Below are 15,753 nucleotides of genomic sequence, written 5' to 3' on the forward strand. Positions count from 1 at the left end.
CAATACGGTGGCGAAGGAGATCGCGCGGCGGTCGCCGATTGGGGACGGCTACGCAGTCCACTGGGAGCAAGCTCCCTCGCCACAAAAAAGACTCACAGTCGCGCCAACAATTCCCGCGTCCTGTCGATCGCCATCTGCGCTCGCTCCAATCCGCTCACGCCCTGCTCCAGCAGTTTTACCGTGGGAATTTCCAGACTCAGTGGAATATTAGTCGGCAGCGCTCGCAGCAACCCGAGCAGATCGCAATCACCCTCGCCGGGAAACCGCCGCTCGTTGCGCGCCTGACGCAAGATCTCGGCCATGTCTGACGGCCTCGGCCCCGCTACATCACATAATTGCGCATAACGCAGACGCGACACTGACACTTCAGCCAGATCCTCCAAGCGTGACGCCGAACGATCAAAGTGGAACGCATCGACCAGCACCGCAGCGTTTTCCCGATCAGCGTTTTCGACAATTCGTAGCGCTTGTTCGAGGTTGCGCACATCAGTCCAGGGCATGAACTCCAGATGCGGGTGCAGCCCGTAAGGCGCGGCCAGATCGCAAAGCGCCGCAAAGTTATCGGTGAGCCGCTGCTCGTCAGGATCGTTACCGGCGACCAGCAATTCGGTAGCGCCAAATTCCGCACCGACCGTAAGAAGTTTCTCGAAATCGGCGACGACGGTTTGCGGCTTCAATCGCAGGATTTCCACGTCGAGCACGCGGATGCGGGTGTCGCGCAGCCGCTGCAAAGTCTGACGGCGCAATTCAGCATCGGCGACCAAAGGGAAATGATGCTCCTCGGGCGTCGCCGGTTCCAGGCGCAGGCCGACATGGCTGTAACCAGCACGTGCCGCCACTTCGACCATTTGCGGTGGCGACAACTCCAGCACGGTGAGGCTGGCCAGAGACAGGATTCGTTCGTTCATGTTCAAGCCTCAATCAGTGCAGGGGGGCAGGCACGGCCGGTGGCCGCGGCCTCGCGTATGGCTTCGATCAGCGCCAAAGTGCGCGCAGCGTCGGCCGCACTCACCAGCGGCTCGACTTCACGCCGCGCCACGCGGACGAAATGCTGTAACTGCAAGCGTAAAGCGTCGTCACCGCCGGAGGATTCTTCGACCATCAACAAGGGCTCATGCCAACCGGCGTCGACCTGCTCAGCGCCATAGTGCCAACGCTTGAGCTGCGGAATGCTCAACGCTCCGGTAGTCCCGGCCAGCAGATAACAGGGCTGATCGGCCTGACGCGGATACACTGGGTTCTCGCCGGAATCCAGCTCCCAACTCCACGGCGCGGCGACCGCGTCGGAACCGCTCAATGTGCCCAATGTGCCGCCTTCGAATTGCAGCAACACCGCCGCACTGTCTTCGTTGGCGAAACCGCGCACGGCGTTGTCGGTGATCGCTTGCACCGAGCGCACTTCACCGCACAGATGCCGTAGCAGGTCGAGGTCGTGGATCAGGTTGGTCAGCAACATTCCGGCGCCCGGTTCGCGGCGCCACGGGATCTCGAAATAGCTGTCGGGTTTGCGCAACTGGAACAACGCAGTGACCGTGGTCAGACGCCCGAGTGCCCCGCTCTGCACCAATTCATGGGCCCGCACGATCAGCGGGTTGTGGCGCCGATGATGGCCGACCAGTACCGGCACGCCGCTGCTTTTGACCGCCGCAACCAGTTCGCGCACTTCATCCAGGTGCACGCCGACCGGTTTTTCCAGCAACACCGGCACACCCGCCGCCAGACAATCGAGCGCCGTGCTGACGTGTTGATTATTCGGATTGGCGACGATCACCGCGTCTGGCCGGATTTGCTCCAGCATCTGACGATGATCAGCGAAATGCCTTACGCCCCATTCGGCCGCAAGCCCTGCTGCTTGCGGCCCAGGATCCGCCACCGCGCACAGCGTTGCTTCGTTGAGGGTTTGTAGATGCCGATAATGTTGCTGGCCCATGTTGCCGGCGCCGATCAGGGCAATTCGAAGGGGCGAATTCAAGGTGCGGTCCTTTTGTAATTGTTGTTGGAATATCACTCCAGCAACAATTTAGAACCGAGTTCCACAATCAAACACCCATCCATCCTGAAACCGTGCGAACACCGCACAACTTCGTGAACAACAAAAATCCCCTGTAGGAGTGAGCCTGCTCGCGATAGCGGAGTGTCAGTCGCCGTTAACGTTGGCTGACATACCGCTATCGCGAGCAGGCTCACTCCTACAGGGGGTCTGCGTGAACTCGGATTAGATAAACAGTTCTGAGGCCAGGCTGGCTGCTGATAATTCTTCGGTGAAGGTCAGCAACAGCGGCGCCAGCTCATGCAACCGCGCCCCCGGCATCCGCGCACTGGGCCCGGCGATACTCAGCACGCCAATCACCCGACCATCCGTTGGATGCCTCACCACCGCCGCAATCGCTGAAGTCCCCACTGCCGAACTTTCTTCGACACAGGCATAACCCTGCTCACGAGCCAGACGCAGCCGTTCCAGCAACTCGATATTTGAACGCGGCGCATTCGGCCCGATCCCCACCGGCACCTCCGCCGCCTGCCGCTCGACCAGTGACAGCGCCTCGGCGTCGCTCATGCACGCCAGCCACGCATGCCCGGAGGCGGTGTAGAACAGCGGCGCATCGCGGCCCATGTCCGGGTCATAACGCAGACCGGTGCGCGCGCCTTGTGCCTTGGCAATCCAGGTCTGGCGCTCGCCATCGATCACGCCCAAACGCACCAGTTCGCCGGTTTCCTGCGCCAGTCGGTCGAGTACTGGCTGGACGATATCGGCACCGCAGCTCGACAGGTATTGAAAGCCCATAGCGACCAGTTTGGTCGACAAGTGATAGCGCAACGTTTCCGCATTCTGCCGTACGTAGCCCAACCGAATCAGCTCGGCGAGCAAGCGGTGTGTTGCACTCTTGGGGATATCCAGCTGCTCGGCGAGCGTCTGCATCGGCAGCCCGCGCGGATCACTGGTGAGGCTTTCCAGCACGCTGAAAACCCGTTCGATTTGACTGCCGGCCATGGGGACGTCCAAAGAAATTTTGCTGATTCTAGAAGACATTGACGGCAAAGCGAAATCTGGAACCGGCCGTTCGATAACCGCCCATTTTATGGGTTAAAGGCTTGTCGAGTCGTCACGACACTGGTTATTTTCTGGAATCAAATTCCAAAAAAAATTACTGCCGGAGCGTTGTTTGATGTCTGCCGAACACCCTGATATCAACTGCGACGTATTGGTCGTCGGTTCCGGTGCCGCCGGTTTATCGGCCGCCGTGACTGCCGCGTGGCATGGTTTGAAAGTCATCGTTGTCGAGAAAGATCCGGTATTCGGTGGCGCCACTGCCTGGTCCGGTGGCTGGGCGTGGGTGCCGTGCAATCCACTCGCGCGTCGGGCCGGGATCATCGAAGACATCGAACAACCGCGCACCTATTTGCGCCATGAACTGGGCGAGCACTTCGACCCGGCGATGATCGACGCTTTCCTTGAAGCGGGACCGCGCATGGTCGGGTTTTTCGAGCAACACACTGCGCTGCAATTTGCCGATGGCAATGCCATTGCCGACATTCATGGTGACACGCCGGGTGCTGGCACCGGTGGCCGCTCGGTCATCGCCGCGCCTTACGATGGACGCAAGGTCGGACGCTTGCTCAAGCGCCTTCGTACAACGATGCGCGAAACGTCCTTCATGGGCATGCCGATCATGGCCGGCGCCGATCTGTCGGCGTTCCTCAATCTGACCCGTTCACTGAAAGCCGCGTGGCATGTCACCCGGCGCTTTACCCGACATTTGCTAGATCTCGCGGTCTATGGCCGGGCCATGCAATTGGTCAACGGCGTGGCGTTGATTGCACGATTGGCAAAATCCGCCGAAGACCTCGGCGTGTTGCTCTGGGAATCGGCACCGGTGACAGCGTTACTGCGTGAAGGCTCGCGCGTCTCGGGCGCTGTGGTCAACACAGACAAAGGCCCGATCCGCATTCATGCACGCAAAGCCGTAGTGCTCGCCGCCGGTGGTTTTGCCAATGACATCGAGCGACGCAAAGCCCTGTTCCCGCGCACGCCGACCGGTCACGAGCATTGGGCGCTGCCGCCGCTGGCCGTCAACGGCGATGGTTTGCGCCTGGGCGAAAGTGTCGGCGCACGGGTCAATGCCGATGTAGCTTCGCCCGTGGCGTGGGCGCCAGTATCGCAAGTGCCACATTCCGACGGTAGCATCGGCCATTTCCCACACATCATTGAGCGCGGCAAACCCGGGATCATCGGTGTACTGAGTAACGGCCAACGGTTCGTCAACGAAGCCAACGGTTATTACGACTACGTCAGCGCCATGGTCGCTGCTGCGCCGGAAGGTGAAGAAGTCGCCTCATGGCTGATCTGCACGCGCGCCTTTCAACGGCGTTATGGACTGGGCATATCGCGGCCATTTCCGCTGCCAGTGTCAGATTTTATCCGCAGCGGCTATCTGAAAAGCGGCAACAGTATTGAAGAATTGGCCCTCGCCTGCGGCATCGACCCGAGCGGGTTGCGCCAGACTGTGGATAACTACAACCGCCATGCCCGCCACGGCGAAGACCCGTTGTTCGGTCGCGGCGCAACACCCTACAACCGCAAACAGGGTGATCCGGCGAACCTGCCCAACCCCTGCGTTGCCCCAATAGACACCGGCCCGTTCTACGCCGTGAAAGTCCAGCCGGGCTGCTTCGGCACCTTCGCCGGACTCAAGGTCAACCCGCACGCGCAAGTACTGGATACCCACGAACAGCCCATCGTCGGCCTCTACGCAGCCGGTGGCGACATGGCCAGCATCATGGGCGGCCACTACCCGGCGGGCGGTATCAACATCGGCCCGGCGCTGACTTTCGGTTACATCGCCGCCCGGCATATCGCCGGCATGACTGCTTTCGAACAGGAGATCGACCATGCAGCACATCGTTAATGCCCAAGGTTTGAACATGCCGAAACTAGGCCTCGGCACCTGGCCGATGCTCGGCGACGAATGCACTCGCGCCGTGGAGCAAGCACTGGAACTGGGTTATCGACACATCGACACGGCAGCGGCCTACAACAACGAGGACGCCGTCGGACAAGCACTGGCGAATACCCCGACACCGCGCGAGCAGATTCACGTCACCACCAAAGTCTGGTGGGATCAGCTGCAACCCGACGCGATGCGCCATTCCATGGACCGCAGCCTTACCGCGTTGCGCAGCGACTACGTAGACTTGTTCATGATCCACTGGCCCACCACCGACTGGGACCTGCCACGCACCCTCGAGACATTGGCTTCGTTCAAGAAACAGGGGCTGGCACGCAACATCGGCGTGGCGAATTTTCCGCTGCCCTTGCTGCGTAAAGTCGTCGAAGACTATGGGATTGATCTGTCAGCGATTCAGGTCGAATACCACGTCCTGCTCGGCCAAAACGCCCTGCTCGACTACGCCCGCGAACACAACCTGGCGCTGACGGCCTACACCCCGCTGGCGCGCAACAAGGTCTCAGACATCCCGCAGATTCAACAGATCGCCAACAAACATGGCGTGTTGCCGACCCAAGTAGCGTTGAAATGGTTGCTTGATCAACCCAACGTCGCAGCGATTCCCAAGGCCAGCAGCCGCACCAATCAACTGGCCAACCTCGCCTCGCTGAAAGTTGAACTGGATGATGAAGACCGCGCATTGATTGCAGCACTGCCGAAAAACCAACGCCAGGTCAGCCCGGATTTCGCCCCTGAGTGGGATGCCTTTGATCGCTGATTGATAATCCAGCGATAGAAATCCTGCGCGGGATTGAATTTGCCGCGTGCCAGACCGTCAATAACAGGCCAGACCTCGTCAACACGAGGCCGGGCCTGTTTGCGTGTGGCCAATAGACGGACGACCGGACTGGCGCCACACTCACACAACAGCAACACTCATCACCACCCGATACACACAGAGGATTCCCACATGCTATGGAAAAAAGGCCGACGCAGTGACAACGTCGTCGATGCCCGTGGTGATGATGCCGGCGGTGGCGGCGGCATGCGTTTCGGCGGCGGTAAAGGCCTGAGCCTGGGGGCCATCCTGCTGATCGTCGGTATCGGCTGGATCACCGGCCAGGACCCAATGCAGATCCTCGGTCAGCTCGCCGGGCAATCCACCCAACAATCGGCGCCAACCTCGCAAACCCGTCAGGCCCCGCCGGCGAACGATGAACAGGCCGAATTCGTTCGCTCGATCCTTGGCGATACCGAAGACACCTGGGGCGCGATTTTCCAACAGGCCGGGCGCCAATATAAGGACCCGACCCTGGTGCTGTTCAGCAACCGGGTCAACTCCGCCTGCGGTCTGGCAACCTCGGCCACTGGCCCGTTCTATTGCCCGGCGGATCAGAAGGTCTACCTGGACATGGCGTTCTTCCAGGAAATGTCGCAACGCTTCAAAGCGGCCGGTGACTTCGCCCAGGCCTACGTGATCGCGCATGAAGTCGGACATCATGTGCAGACGCTTCTCGGCGTCTCGGCGAAAATTCAGACAGCTCGCCAGCAAGGTCGGCAGATGGAAGGCGACGGCGGTTTGCTGGTGCGTCAGGAATTGCAGGCCGACTGCCTCGCCGGCGTCTGGGCCTACAGTGCGCAGAAGCGTTTGAACTGGCTGGAACCGGGCGATATCGAAGAGGCCTTGAATGCGGCCAACGCCATCGGTGATGATCGCCTGCAACAACAGGGTCAGGGCCGTGTGGTGCCGGACTCGTTCACCCACGGTACGTCGGCGCAAAGGGTGCGCTGGTTCAAAACCGGATTCGCGCAGGGCCAGGTCGGCCAGTGCGATACCTTCGCGGCGAAAAACCTGTAAATGCATAAATGGCTTTTGGCGTTACTGATCGTTGGCAGCACTGCGCAAGCCGCCGGTGTCGATGCGATCAGCCCCGGTCGTTTGCAACTCAAGGCCGGGGAAATGGCGGTCGGCATTGGTCCTGCGCCGGAGAAGATCGAACGGGTGCTGATCGTCATTCATGGCCGGTTGCGCAACTCGGAAACCTATCGCAAAAGCGCCGAGAGCGCCGCCGAGCTAGCGGGACAAAGTGCCCACACGCTGGTGATTGCGCCGCAGTTCCTCAATGAAAGCGATGTCGCGCTGTACTCGCTCCCCGCCACGTTGCTGCGCTGGCAAGGCAACGAGTGGATGGGCGGCGGCTTATCCACAGGGCCGAACCCGTTGAGTTCCTACGCCGCACTTGATGAGATCGTCGGACGGATCAGCGACCGCAAACAGTTTCCCGACGTGAAGCAGATCGTGATCTTCGGTCATTCTGGCGGTGGCCAGGTGGTGCAGCGCTATGCCCTGCTGGCCAAGGATCAGCCTGCGCTGAAGGCCAACGGCATTCGCTTGCGCTACGTGGTCGCCAACCCGTCATCGTATGCCTACTTCAATGAACAACGGCCGGTGGCGTTCGATCACGCCAAATGCGCGGGTTTCAATCGCTGGAAGTACGGTCTGTCAGACATGCCGGTGTACGCCGGTGGGCAAACGCCGTTGCAGCTTGAGAGCAGTTACATCAAGCGCGAGATGATTTATCTGCTTGGACAGCAGGACGTCGATCCCAAGCATCCGGCGTTGGACAAGCGTTGTGAAGCCGAAGCGCAAGGTGCGTATCGCTTGGAGCGTGGGAAATTGTACTTCGGCTATTTGCTGCGTCGGCATCCGGAAGGGGTGAATCAGCGGCTAGTTGAAGTGCCCGGGGTTGGGCATAACGGCGATGGGATGTTGACCTCGCCGGAGGGGCAGAAGGCGTTGTTTGAATAAGTCCTGCATTGAATGATCTGCCGCCATCGCTGGCAAGCCAGCTCCCACAGTGGGTTGTGTCGCACACATTTTGCATCCACTGAAAATCCCTGTGGGAGCTGGCTTGCCAGCGATGAGGCCAGATCAAACAACCGAGATGTCAGGTAAACAACATCCTGCGCAATTCGACACAATCCTTCGCATGCCAATCGGCCAACTCGGGCCACGGGTTTTCCGGCAGATTCACCAACACCGTCCGCGCGCCCGCCGCTCGCCCGCAATCCAGATCAAAGCGGTAATCACCGACCATCACCATCTCACTGGCCGGTACTTCCCAAGCGTCTGCCAGCTTCAGCAACCCACCCGGATGCGGCTTCGGCGGTGCTTCATCACGGCCCAACACATCTTCCACCGCGAAGCAGTCGGCCAAACCAATCGCTTCTAGCGTCACATGCGCCAGCTCCCGCGCATTGCGGGTCAGAATGCCGAGGCGATAACCGCGCGCATGCAGATCGCGCACCAGCTCCACCGCTCCGGTCGCCGGGGTCGAACCAAGCGCCAGATCGCGCTCGTGCTCCAGCAACCAGGCATGTTTCGCCGCCGCCTCATCCGCCGGCAATGCCGCAAGATGAGTGAGGATGTCGTCCTCCGGCGGAATCGCCAGCGCCACGCGAATCGCCGCAAAATCATGCACGGCGACGGTCAGCGTGCCGTCCATATCGAACACCCAGTGCTTGACCTCTTTCAGACTCATGCCCAGTCCTTGCGATGGCGGATCAGGCCTTCCTGCGTCACCGAAGCGACCAGTTGCCCGGCGCGGTTGTACACGCTGCCACGGGAGAATCCACGGGAATTGCCGGCCCACGGACTGTCCATCGCGTAGAGCAACCAGTCATCGGCGCGCAGATCGTTGTGGAACCACAGCGCGTGATCAAGGCTGGCGACCTGCATGTCTTTCTGCCACACCGATTTGCCGTGGGGCAGCATTGAGGTGGTCAACAAACCGAAGTCCGAAGCGTACGCCAACAAGTATTTGTGCAGCGCCGGGATGTCGGCCAATGCGCCGTCGGCGCGGAACCACACGTATTTGATCGGATCGGCCGGCTGCGGGTTGTATGGGTCCTTTTCGGTGACCGGGCGTACTTCGATCGGTTTCGGGCACAGCAGTTTTTCACGCATGTGTTCCGGGATCAGGTGCGCGCGTTGCTGGGTCAACTCCAGCTCCGACGGCAGGTTTTCCGGGCCGACCACCACCGGCATCTGGCTCTGGTGCTCGAAGCCTGCCTCGTCGTATTGAAACGAAGCGCTGCAGGTGAAGATCGGATGGCCCTTCTGAATCGCCGTGACGCGGCGAGTGCTGAAACTGCCGCCATCGCGCACGCGATCAACCGAATAGACCACCGGCAACTTGGCATCGCCCGGACGCAGGAAATAGCCGTGCATCGAATGCACATGGCGCGCCTCTTCAACGGTCTGACTGGCCGCCGACAGCGACTGGCCGAGCACCTGGCCACCGAACAACTGACGGAAACCCAGATCCTGGCTACGGCCACGGAACAGGTTTTCTTCGATCGGTTCCAGGGTCAGCAAGTCGACCAGATCTTCCAACACTTGGCTCATTCAGACTCTCCTCACACAAAGCACTATGCCGCGCAGTCTTGGCTGCGGCGGCCGATTCAGATTCTGGCGCGGGCCAATGATATGGCGGCCATTGTAAACGTCCGTGTCGGCTTATCCATGCAAGGTTTGCAGCCATTGTTCCCGAGTAATGCGGTACAGCACATGCCGTCTTAGCGGATGATCGACGGCAAGCTTGGGGTGATCAAAATCATCTTCCGGGGCGTGATGCATGCCGATCGCCTGCATGACTTTCTCTGAGGGCAAATTGGATTGCGCGGTGAAGGAAACGATTTCCTTCAAGGCCAACCGATCAAAGCCGCAACGCAGAGCGGTCCACGCTGCTTCGCTGGCGTAACCCAGGCCCCAATGTTCCTTGGCCAGGCGCCAGCCGATTTCCACTGCTGGAGTGAACGGCGCATCAAAGCCGACCACGCCGAGTCCGGTGAAACCGATAAATTCGCCGCTGTCCTTGCGCTCCAGCGCCCACAGGCCAAAACCGTGCTCGGCGAAATGCCCGCGCACGCGGCCGATCATCGACGCACTTTCCAGTCGGCTCAACGGTGTCGGGAAGTAGCGCATCACTTGAGGATCGGCGCACATCGCGGCAAATGCCGGCAAATCCTCGTCCTGCCACTGACGCATCAGCAAGCGCGCGCTTTCAAGTTCCAGTATCGGCTCCATCATGCCCCTCCGTTTCCATGCCGCAAGTCTACATCGCTGGTAGGATCCTTCACTCTTTCCTACGTTCCTACATGAAACCGCCATGCCACTGCCGCTGATCTACCACGAAGACTACAGCCCCGAGTTTCCGGCGGATCACCGCTTCCCGATGGACAAGTTTCGTCTGCTGCGCGATCACCTGGTCGACAGCGGTCTGACCCGCGACGCCGACCTGCTGCGGCCCGAGATCTGCCCCAACGACATCCTCGCCCTCGCCCATGACCGTGCGTATATCGAACGCTATATGAGCGGCGAGTTGTCCCGCGAAGACCAACGGCGTCTGGGTCTGCCGTGGAACGAAGCCTTGGCGCGGCGCACGGTACGGGCGGTCGGCGGTTCGATTCTGGCGGCGGAAAAAGCCTTGGAACATGGCTTGGCCTGCCACTTGGCCGGCGGAACCCACCATGCGCACTACGACTACCCGGCGGGGTTCTGCATCTTCAATGACCTGGCGATCATCAGCCATTACCTGCTGCAAAGCGGCCGGGTGAATCGCGTACTGATCTTCGACTGCGACGTGCATCAGGGTGACGGCACCGCGCGGATTCTGCATGACACGCCGGAGGCGATTACGGTTTCCCTGCACTGCGAGAAGAATTTTCCTGCACGCAAGGCGGAAAGTGACTGGGATATCCCGCTGCCCAAGGGCATGGGCGACGCTGATTATTTGAAAGTGGTCGACGACACACTCAATTATCTGCTGCCGCTATATCAACCGGACCTGGTGCTGTATGACGCCGGCGTCGATGTACACAAGGACGATGCCCTCGGTTATCTGCAACTGACCGACGAAGGCGTCGCCGCCCGCGACGAAAGCGTGATGCGCCATTGCCTGGGCCGCGACATTCCGGTGATGGGCGTAATTGGCGGCGGCTACAGCAAGGATCGCCACGCCCTCGCCCGCCGCCACGGCATCCTCCATCACAGCGCGCAACGGGTCTGGCAGTCACACGGTTGTCATTGAGTTGTGCTGCGTTACCCACAATGGCTGTGGAACTGCCTGTGGATAACCTGAGTGAAAGGGACTACAGGCCATACCGGTTATGGCCTGCAGCGCACTGATCATTTTTCAACCAACATTTCAAGCCCACCCGAATCCCTTGTAGGAGTGAGCCTGCTCGCGATAGCGTCAGCACCTTCAACATTAACTTGGCTGATACACCGCTATCGCGAGCAGGCTCACTCCTACAAAAGATCTCGGCTGCTAGAATGCGCGCCTTATCCCGCCATACCGCAGCGCTCACCATGACTCAGAATTCCGCCTCCTCCCCCGCTCACGTCGCCATCATCGGCGGTGGCCCCGCTGGCCTGATGGCCGCCGAAGTGCTGAGCCAGGCCGGAATCCGCGTCGATCTCTACGACGGAATGCCCTCGGTGGGCCGCAAGTTCCTGCTCGCCGGCGTCGGCGGCATGAACATCACCCACTCCGAAGCCTACCCGGCATTCCTTTCTCGGTACGCCGAGCGCGCGCCGCAAATCGCCCCGCTGCTGCGCGGTTTCGATGCCGATGCGCTGTGTAAATGGATTCATGATCTGGGCATCGAAACCTTTGTCGGCAGCTCCGGCCGGGTGTTCCCCACTGATATGAAAGCGGCCCCGCTACTGCGCGCCTGGCTCAAACGCCTGCGCGACAGCGGCGTCGTTATCCACACACGCCATCGCTGGCTCGGTTGGGATGCACATGGCGCGCTGCGCATCGACAGCCCGGAAGGTGAAATCACCGTCAAACCCGATGCCACGCTGCTTGCCCTCGGCGGCGGCAGTTGGTCGCGCCTCGGTTCCGACGGTGCGTGGATGCTGGCTCTGGAGCAGCGCGGTGTAGGACTGGCGCCGTTGCAACCGAGCAATTGCGGCTTCGAAGTGCAGGCCTGGAGCGATTTGATGGTGAGCAAATTCGCCGGCGCACCGCTGAAAAATATCGCCATCGGTTTGAACGACGACGTTCCGCGTTTGGGCGAATGCGTGATCACCGCGACCGGGATTGAGGGCAGTCTGATTTATGCGCTGTCGGCGCCGATTCGTGAGGCAATCAACCAATATGGCGCGGCGGTTGTTCACATCGATTTGTTGCCCGGCCGACCTGTGGATAAATTGCAGGCAGCTTTGAGCAAGCCACGCGGTTCGCGGTCGATGGCCAAGCATCTGCACAGTCAGGTCGGGATTGATGGGGTGAAAGCGGCGTTGTTGCGTGAGTTGACTGATGCGGCGACGTTTGCTGATCCGGCGCTGCTGGCGCGGGCAATCAAAGCGTTGCCGCTGACTCTGGTCAAAACGCGGCCATTGGACGAGGCGATCAGCAGTGCCGGGGGCGTGACGTTCGAGGCGATGGACGAGCGCTTGATGCTCAAGGCGTTGCCGGGGGTGTTCTGCGCGGGGGAGATGCTTGATTGGGAAGCGCCGACGGGCGGCTATTTGCTGACGGGGTGTTTTGCCAGTGGTCGGGCGGCGGGCTTGGGTATTGTGCAATGGCTCAAGTCCGAGGCGTCTGCCTGAACCCTCACCCCAGCCCTCTCCCAGAGGGAGAGGGAGCTGACCGAGGTGTCTGACGTCATCCGTCGACCTGAAAGACCGAGTCGATTATGGATTTGGTCAGCCGACCGAGGTGTCTGGCGAAAGCCCTGTCGATTGTGGATTCACAACAGTCGGACCAGGTCGGCGTAATTCCCGAATATCCCCCAATCAGTCCCCTCTACCCCTGGGTGAGGGCTAGGGTGAGGGGCTTTTGACTTTAAGGTTTGCGCTTGCGCGGCCCGGTATTGAACACCGGCACTTTACGCACAGGCTTGACCGAAGGCTCCGGCGCCTGCGTCTCGCCGCTGTCGACCCATTTGCCCAGATTACGCTTGCCGCCACCACCGGAAGCCTTCGGCTTCTTCGGTTTTTTCGGTTTCTTGATCACCTGACCGCTGGCATCGGTGTCCGGCACGCGGTGCTCCGGTTCGAAATCCGGCTCGTTCTGACGTTTCAAGGTCTGGCGCGTCAGCATTTCAATCGCCGACAACATGTTCACTTCATCCGCGCATACCAGCGAGATCGCCTCACCGGTCGCGCCAGCACGACCCGTGCGGCCGATACGGTGGATGTAGTCTTCAGCCACGATCGGCAGATCGAAGTTGATCACCAACGGCAGATCTTCGATATCCAGGCCCCGCGCCGCAACGTCAGTCGCCACGAGAATCTGCACTTCACTGAGTTTAAAACGGTCCAGCGCACGCTGACGGGTCGCCTGAGGTTTATCACCATGGATACCGTCGGCATTCACGCCCAGGCCCTGAAGTTTTTCCACCAGCGCATCCACACCGTTACGGGTCTTGGCGAACACCAGCACCTGCTTCCACTTGTTCTTGCGCATCAGGTGCACGAACAGTTCGGCCTTGCGCTTCTTGTCCACCGTGACGATCCACTGCTTGACGGTGTTGGCGGCGACGTTGCGCGGGCTGACTTCGATACTCAGCGGATCGTTGAGCATCTGCCCGGCGAGCAGGCGAATGTCATCGGAGAAGGTTGCGGAAAACAACAGGGTCTGGCGCTTTTTTGGCAGCATGCGGTAAATGTTCGCCAGTTCTTCAGAGAAGCCCAGGTCGAGCATACGATCGGCTTCATCCAGCACCAGAGTCTGCAACTGATCGAGTTTCAGCGCGTTCTGGCGGAACAGGTCGATCAGGCGACCGGGCGTGGCGACCAGCACATCGACGCCGCCGCGCAGCTTCATCATCTGCGGATTGATGCTGACGCCGCCGTAAACCGCATAAGTACGCAGCGGCAGGTTTTCGGCGTACTGACGCACAGACTCATGAACCTGCTCGGCCAGCTCACGGGTCGGCACCAGAATCAGTGCACGCGCCGAGTTGGCAGCGACTTTCGGCCCTTCCATGGCCAACAACTGCAGCAGTGGCAAGGCGAAACCGGCGGTTTTGCCAGTGCCGGTCTGAGCGGCTGCCATCAAGTCACGACCGGCCAGCACGGCCGGAATGGCTTGCGCCTGAACCGGCGTCGGGGTCTGGTAGCCGAGCGTCTCGAGGGAGCGCAGCAAGGGTTCGATCAGGCCAAGGGTGGCGAAAGTCATGGGAGTACCGTAGGAAAAAATAACGCAGGCATGCAATGCCGCGCAGTTTACCCTAATTCGTACGCGTTTCTGTGGGAACGGCTGTCGGCGCCACGACTGGCGGCTGTGCCGGCCGACGCCACTGCGGCAAGCCAATCAACACCACCGCGCTGATGATCACCAGCATCGCCAGCGCTTCTTCGATGCCGATGGTCTCGCCGACAAACACAATCCCCAGCAACACCGCGACCGCCGGGTTGACGTAGGCATAACTGGTCGCCGCCGCCGGACGTACGTGCTTGAGCAGGTACATGTAGGAATTGAAGGCGATGATCGAGCCGAAGAAGATCAGGTACGCCAGCGCCAGCCAGCCTTCAACCGGCGGCACGGCTTGCAGGTGCTCGCCGCTGACAACGCTGCCGATCAGCAGCACCACACCGCCAACGAGCATTTCCACCGCGCTGGCCATCGCGCCCTGCGGCAACGGCAGATGTCTACTCCACACAGAGCCGAACGCCCAGGTCGCCGCCGCAAAAATCAGCAGCGCCGCGCCCAGGGGGCTCGATTGCAGGTTGGAGCCCATGTTGAGCATGGCAATACCAACAATCCCCAACGCCACCCCGGCCCATTCCAGCCGAGTGTTACGCGCGCCCCAGAAATATCCACAGAGCAAAGTAAACAACGGCACCGTCGCCACCGCCAATGCCGCCACACCCGAAGCCACGCCCGTGTGCTCGGCCACACTCACCGCGCCATTACCGAAACTGAGCAGCAAAATCCCGATGATCCCCGCCGCTTTCCACTGCGCCCAGGTCGGCGCCGGAGCCCCGCGCCAGCGCAGGAAGGCGTACATCAGGCTGCCGGCGATCACGAAGCGCACCCCGCCGAGCATCAGCGGCGGCCAGTATTCGACGCCGATGCGGATCACCAGATAGGTCGATCCCCAAATCACATACAACGCAAAAAACGCGGCGATCAGCGGCAAGGAAAAACGGCGCAAGGCAGACATGGGCAGCTCGAAAGTCTGAGTCAGGGGATGGATTATTCTAGAAAGGCTGACGAGCAAAAATAAGTTACAAAACCTGTTTATAGCGCCGGTACACTTTGGAAATCACGGAGATCGGTGGAATAAACCACGATTTCGAAAGTCTGGCATTTTCAGGAGTCCGGCCTTGGACAAATACGACCGCATGCTGCTCAGCGCCCTGCTGGAAAATGGCCGTGCGTCCTACGCCGATCTGGCACGCAAAGTTAACCTCTCCGCCCCGGCGGTGGCCGAGCGCGTTGCCAAACTTGAGGCAGCCGGGGTGATCACCGGGTATGAGGCGAAAATCGACCTGTCGAAAATCGGCCTGCCGATCCAGTGCATGATCGAATTGCGCCTGCACCAGAACGGCAGCCAGAAGGTCTACGACGAACTGGTGAAGATCCCGCAACTGACCGAATGCTTTCGAGTCACGGGCGATCCGTGCGTGATGATGAAGGCTGCGGTGGGGTCGATGACGGAGCTGGAGGAGTTGATCAATCGGGTGGCGAAGTTTGGCTTCAGCAAGACGTCGATTGTGTTGTCTAGCGCCATCGAGAAACGCGTTCCGCTCGGGCATATCGAAGGGGGGTCTCGATAAGCACCTCTG

General features: G+C 60.4%; 15 protein-coding genes. 7 read left to right on the top strand and 8 right to left on the bottom strand.

The window, feature by feature from the left end:
- Positions 1-92: 92 nt before the first annotated feature.
- From J0G10_RS26855 to J0G10_RS26865, 3 genes are all read right to left on the bottom strand, one after another.
- The gene (locus J0G10_RS26855) at positions 93-908 is read right to left on the bottom strand and encodes a sugar phosphate isomerase/epimerase family protein (protein WP_220557031.1); all 816 of its coding nucleotides are present in this window, start codon (positions 906-908) and stop codon (positions 93-95) included.
- A gap of 2 nt (positions 909-910) precedes the next feature.
- Positions 911-1,972, bottom strand: a complete 1,062-nt coding sequence (locus tag J0G10_RS26860) for a Gfo/Idh/MocA family protein (protein WP_095048740.1) — start codon at positions 1,970-1,972, stop codon at positions 911-913.
- Positions 1,973-2,215: 243 nt separating this feature from the next.
- Positions 2,216-2,992 carry an IclR family transcriptional regulator gene (locus tag J0G10_RS26865; RefSeq protein WP_093434699.1) on the bottom strand — a complete coding sequence of 259 codons (777 nt, stop codon included), beginning with the start codon at positions 2,990-2,992 and terminating at the stop codon, positions 2,216-2,218.
- Between the two features lie 175 nt (positions 2,993-3,167).
- Between J0G10_RS26865 and J0G10_RS26870 the strand changes: the two genes are divergently transcribed.
- The 4 genes from J0G10_RS26870 (at position 3,168) to J0G10_RS26885 (ending at position 7,755) form a co-directional block, all read left to right on the top strand.
- Entirely contained in the window at positions 3,168-4,907 is a 1,740-nt protein-coding gene (locus tag J0G10_RS26870; protein ID WP_220557032.1) for an FAD-dependent oxidoreductase, read from the top strand.
- Positions 4,891-5,724: an aldo/keto reductase gene (locus J0G10_RS26875; protein ID WP_220557033.1), complete on the top strand. Its 834-nt coding sequence runs from the start codon at positions 4,891-4,893 to the stop codon at positions 5,722-5,724. Before J0G10_RS26870 ends, J0G10_RS26875 begins: the two co-directional genes overlap by 17 nt.
- A gap of 192 nt (positions 5,725-5,916) precedes the next feature.
- Positions 5,917-6,804, top strand: a complete 888-nt coding sequence (ypfJ, locus tag J0G10_RS26880) for a KPN_02809 family neutral zinc metallopeptidase (protein ID WP_034153808.1) — start codon at positions 5,917-5,919, stop codon at positions 6,802-6,804.
- Positions 6,805-7,755 (top strand): alpha/beta hydrolase, encoded by a 951-nt coding sequence (locus tag J0G10_RS26885; protein WP_220557034.1) that lies wholly within the window; start codon positions 6,805-6,807, stop codon positions 7,753-7,755. It begins immediately after the preceding gene.
- A 139-nt stretch (positions 7,756-7,894) separates the two neighbouring features.
- Here J0G10_RS26885 and J0G10_RS26890 read toward each other — a convergent pair whose 3' ends face one another.
- The 3 genes from J0G10_RS26890 to J0G10_RS26900 form a co-directional block, all read right to left on the bottom strand.
- The gene (locus J0G10_RS26890; RefSeq protein WP_220557035.1) at positions 7,895-8,488 is read right to left on the bottom strand and encodes an HAD family hydrolase; all 594 of its coding nucleotides are present in this window, start codon (positions 8,486-8,488) and stop codon (positions 7,895-7,897) included.
- Positions 8,485-9,354 (bottom strand): acyl-CoA thioesterase II, encoded by an 870-nt coding sequence (gene tesB / locus J0G10_RS26895; RefSeq protein WP_095048747.1) that lies wholly within the window; start codon positions 9,352-9,354, stop codon positions 8,485-8,487. Before tesB ends, J0G10_RS26890 begins: the two co-directional genes overlap by 4 nt.
- A 111-nt stretch (positions 9,355-9,465) precedes the next feature.
- Positions 9,466-10,035: a GNAT family N-acetyltransferase gene (locus tag J0G10_RS26900; protein WP_095048748.1), complete on the bottom strand. Its 570-nt coding sequence runs from the start codon at positions 10,033-10,035 to the stop codon at positions 9,466-9,468.
- An 82-nt stretch (positions 10,036-10,117) separates the two neighbouring features.
- Between J0G10_RS26900 and J0G10_RS26905 the strand changes: the two genes are divergently transcribed.
- Together J0G10_RS26905 and J0G10_RS26910 are read left to right on the top strand one after the other, a co-directional pair.
- Positions 10,118-11,038 carry a histone deacetylase family protein gene (locus tag J0G10_RS26905; protein ID WP_034153803.1) on the top strand — a complete coding sequence of 307 codons (921 nt, stop codon included), beginning with the start codon at positions 10,118-10,120 and terminating at the stop codon, positions 11,036-11,038.
- 281 nt (positions 11,039-11,319) lie between these two features.
- Positions 11,320-12,567 carry a TIGR03862 family flavoprotein gene (locus J0G10_RS26910; RefSeq protein ID WP_220557036.1) on the top strand — a complete coding sequence of 416 codons (1,248 nt, stop codon included), beginning with the start codon at positions 11,320-11,322 and terminating at the stop codon, positions 12,565-12,567.
- 235 nt (positions 12,568-12,802) lie between these two features.
- On the opposite strand, the gene J0G10_RS26915 is transcribed toward J0G10_RS26910, so the two are convergent.
- Positions 12,803-14,140: a DEAD/DEAH box helicase gene (locus J0G10_RS26915; RefSeq protein WP_095048750.1), complete on the bottom strand. Its 1,338-nt coding sequence runs from the start codon at positions 14,138-14,140 to the stop codon at positions 12,803-12,805.
- A gap of 52 nt (positions 14,141-14,192) precedes the next feature.
- Positions 14,193-15,128, bottom strand: coding sequence for a drug/metabolite exporter YedA (gene yedA, locus J0G10_RS26920; protein ID WP_095048751.1), 936 nt, complete (start codon positions 15,126-15,128; stop codon positions 14,193-14,195).
- A 163-nt stretch (positions 15,129-15,291) separates the two neighbouring features.
- Here yedA and J0G10_RS26925 point away from each other — a divergent pair, with 163 nt between their 5' ends.
- Positions 15,292-15,744: an Lrp/AsnC family transcriptional regulator gene (locus J0G10_RS26925; RefSeq protein WP_220557037.1), complete on the top strand. Its 453-nt coding sequence runs from the start codon at positions 15,292-15,294 to the stop codon at positions 15,742-15,744.
- Positions 15,745-15,753 lie beyond the last annotated feature (9 nt).

It is taken from the genome of Pseudomonas germanica (genome assembly GCF_019614655.1).
Classification (GTDB): Bacteria; Pseudomonadota; Gammaproteobacteria; order Pseudomonadales; family Pseudomonadaceae; genus Aquipseudomonas; species Aquipseudomonas neuropathica.

Excerpts from the sequence above, each read along its gene's own strand:
- J0G10_RS26905 (WP_034153803.1), top strand. The coding sequence starts at position 10,118 with ATGCCACTGCCGCTGATCTACCACGAAGACTACAGCCCCGAGTTTCCG.
- J0G10_RS26910 (WP_220557036.1), top strand. The coding sequence starts at position 11,320 with ATGACTCAGAATTCCGCCTCCTCCCCCGCTCACGTCGCCATCATCGGC.
- ypfJ (WP_034153808.1), top strand. The coding sequence starts at position 5,917 with ATGCTATGGAAAAAAGGCCGACGCAGTGACAACGTCGTCGATGCCCGT.
- J0G10_RS26855 (WP_220557031.1), bottom strand. The coding sequence starts at position 908 with ATGAACGAACGAATCCTGTCTCTGGCCAGCCTCACCGTGCTGGAGTTG.
- J0G10_RS26885 (WP_220557034.1), top strand. The coding sequence starts at position 6,805 with ATGCATAAATGGCTTTTGGCGTTACTGATCGTTGGCAGCACTGCGCAA.
- J0G10_RS26890 (WP_220557035.1), bottom strand. The coding sequence starts at position 8,488 with ATGAGTCTGAAAGAGGTCAAGCACTGGGTGTTCGATATGGACGGCACG.
- J0G10_RS26875 (WP_220557033.1), top strand. The coding sequence starts at position 4,891 with ATGCAGCACATCGTTAATGCCCAAGGTTTGAACATGCCGAAACTAGGC.
- J0G10_RS26865 (WP_093434699.1), bottom strand. The coding sequence starts at position 2,992 with ATGGCCGGCAGTCAAATCGAACGGGTTTTCAGCGTGCTGGAAAGCCTC.
- yedA (WP_095048751.1), bottom strand. The coding sequence starts at position 15,128 with ATGTCTGCCTTGCGCCGTTTTTCCTTGCCGCTGATCGCCGCGTTTTTT.
- tesB (WP_095048747.1), bottom strand. The coding sequence starts at position 9,354 with ATGAGCCAAGTGTTGGAAGATCTGGTCGACTTGCTGACCCTGGAACCG.
- J0G10_RS26870 (WP_220557032.1), top strand. The coding sequence starts at position 3,168 with ATGTCTGCCGAACACCCTGATATCAACTGCGACGTATTGGTCGTCGGT.
- J0G10_RS26915 (WP_095048750.1), bottom strand. The coding sequence starts at position 14,140 with ATGACTTTCGCCACCCTTGGCCTGATCGAACCCTTGCTGCGCTCCCTC.
- J0G10_RS26900 (WP_095048748.1), bottom strand. The coding sequence starts at position 10,035 with ATGGAGCCGATACTGGAACTTGAAAGCGCGCGCTTGCTGATGCGTCAG.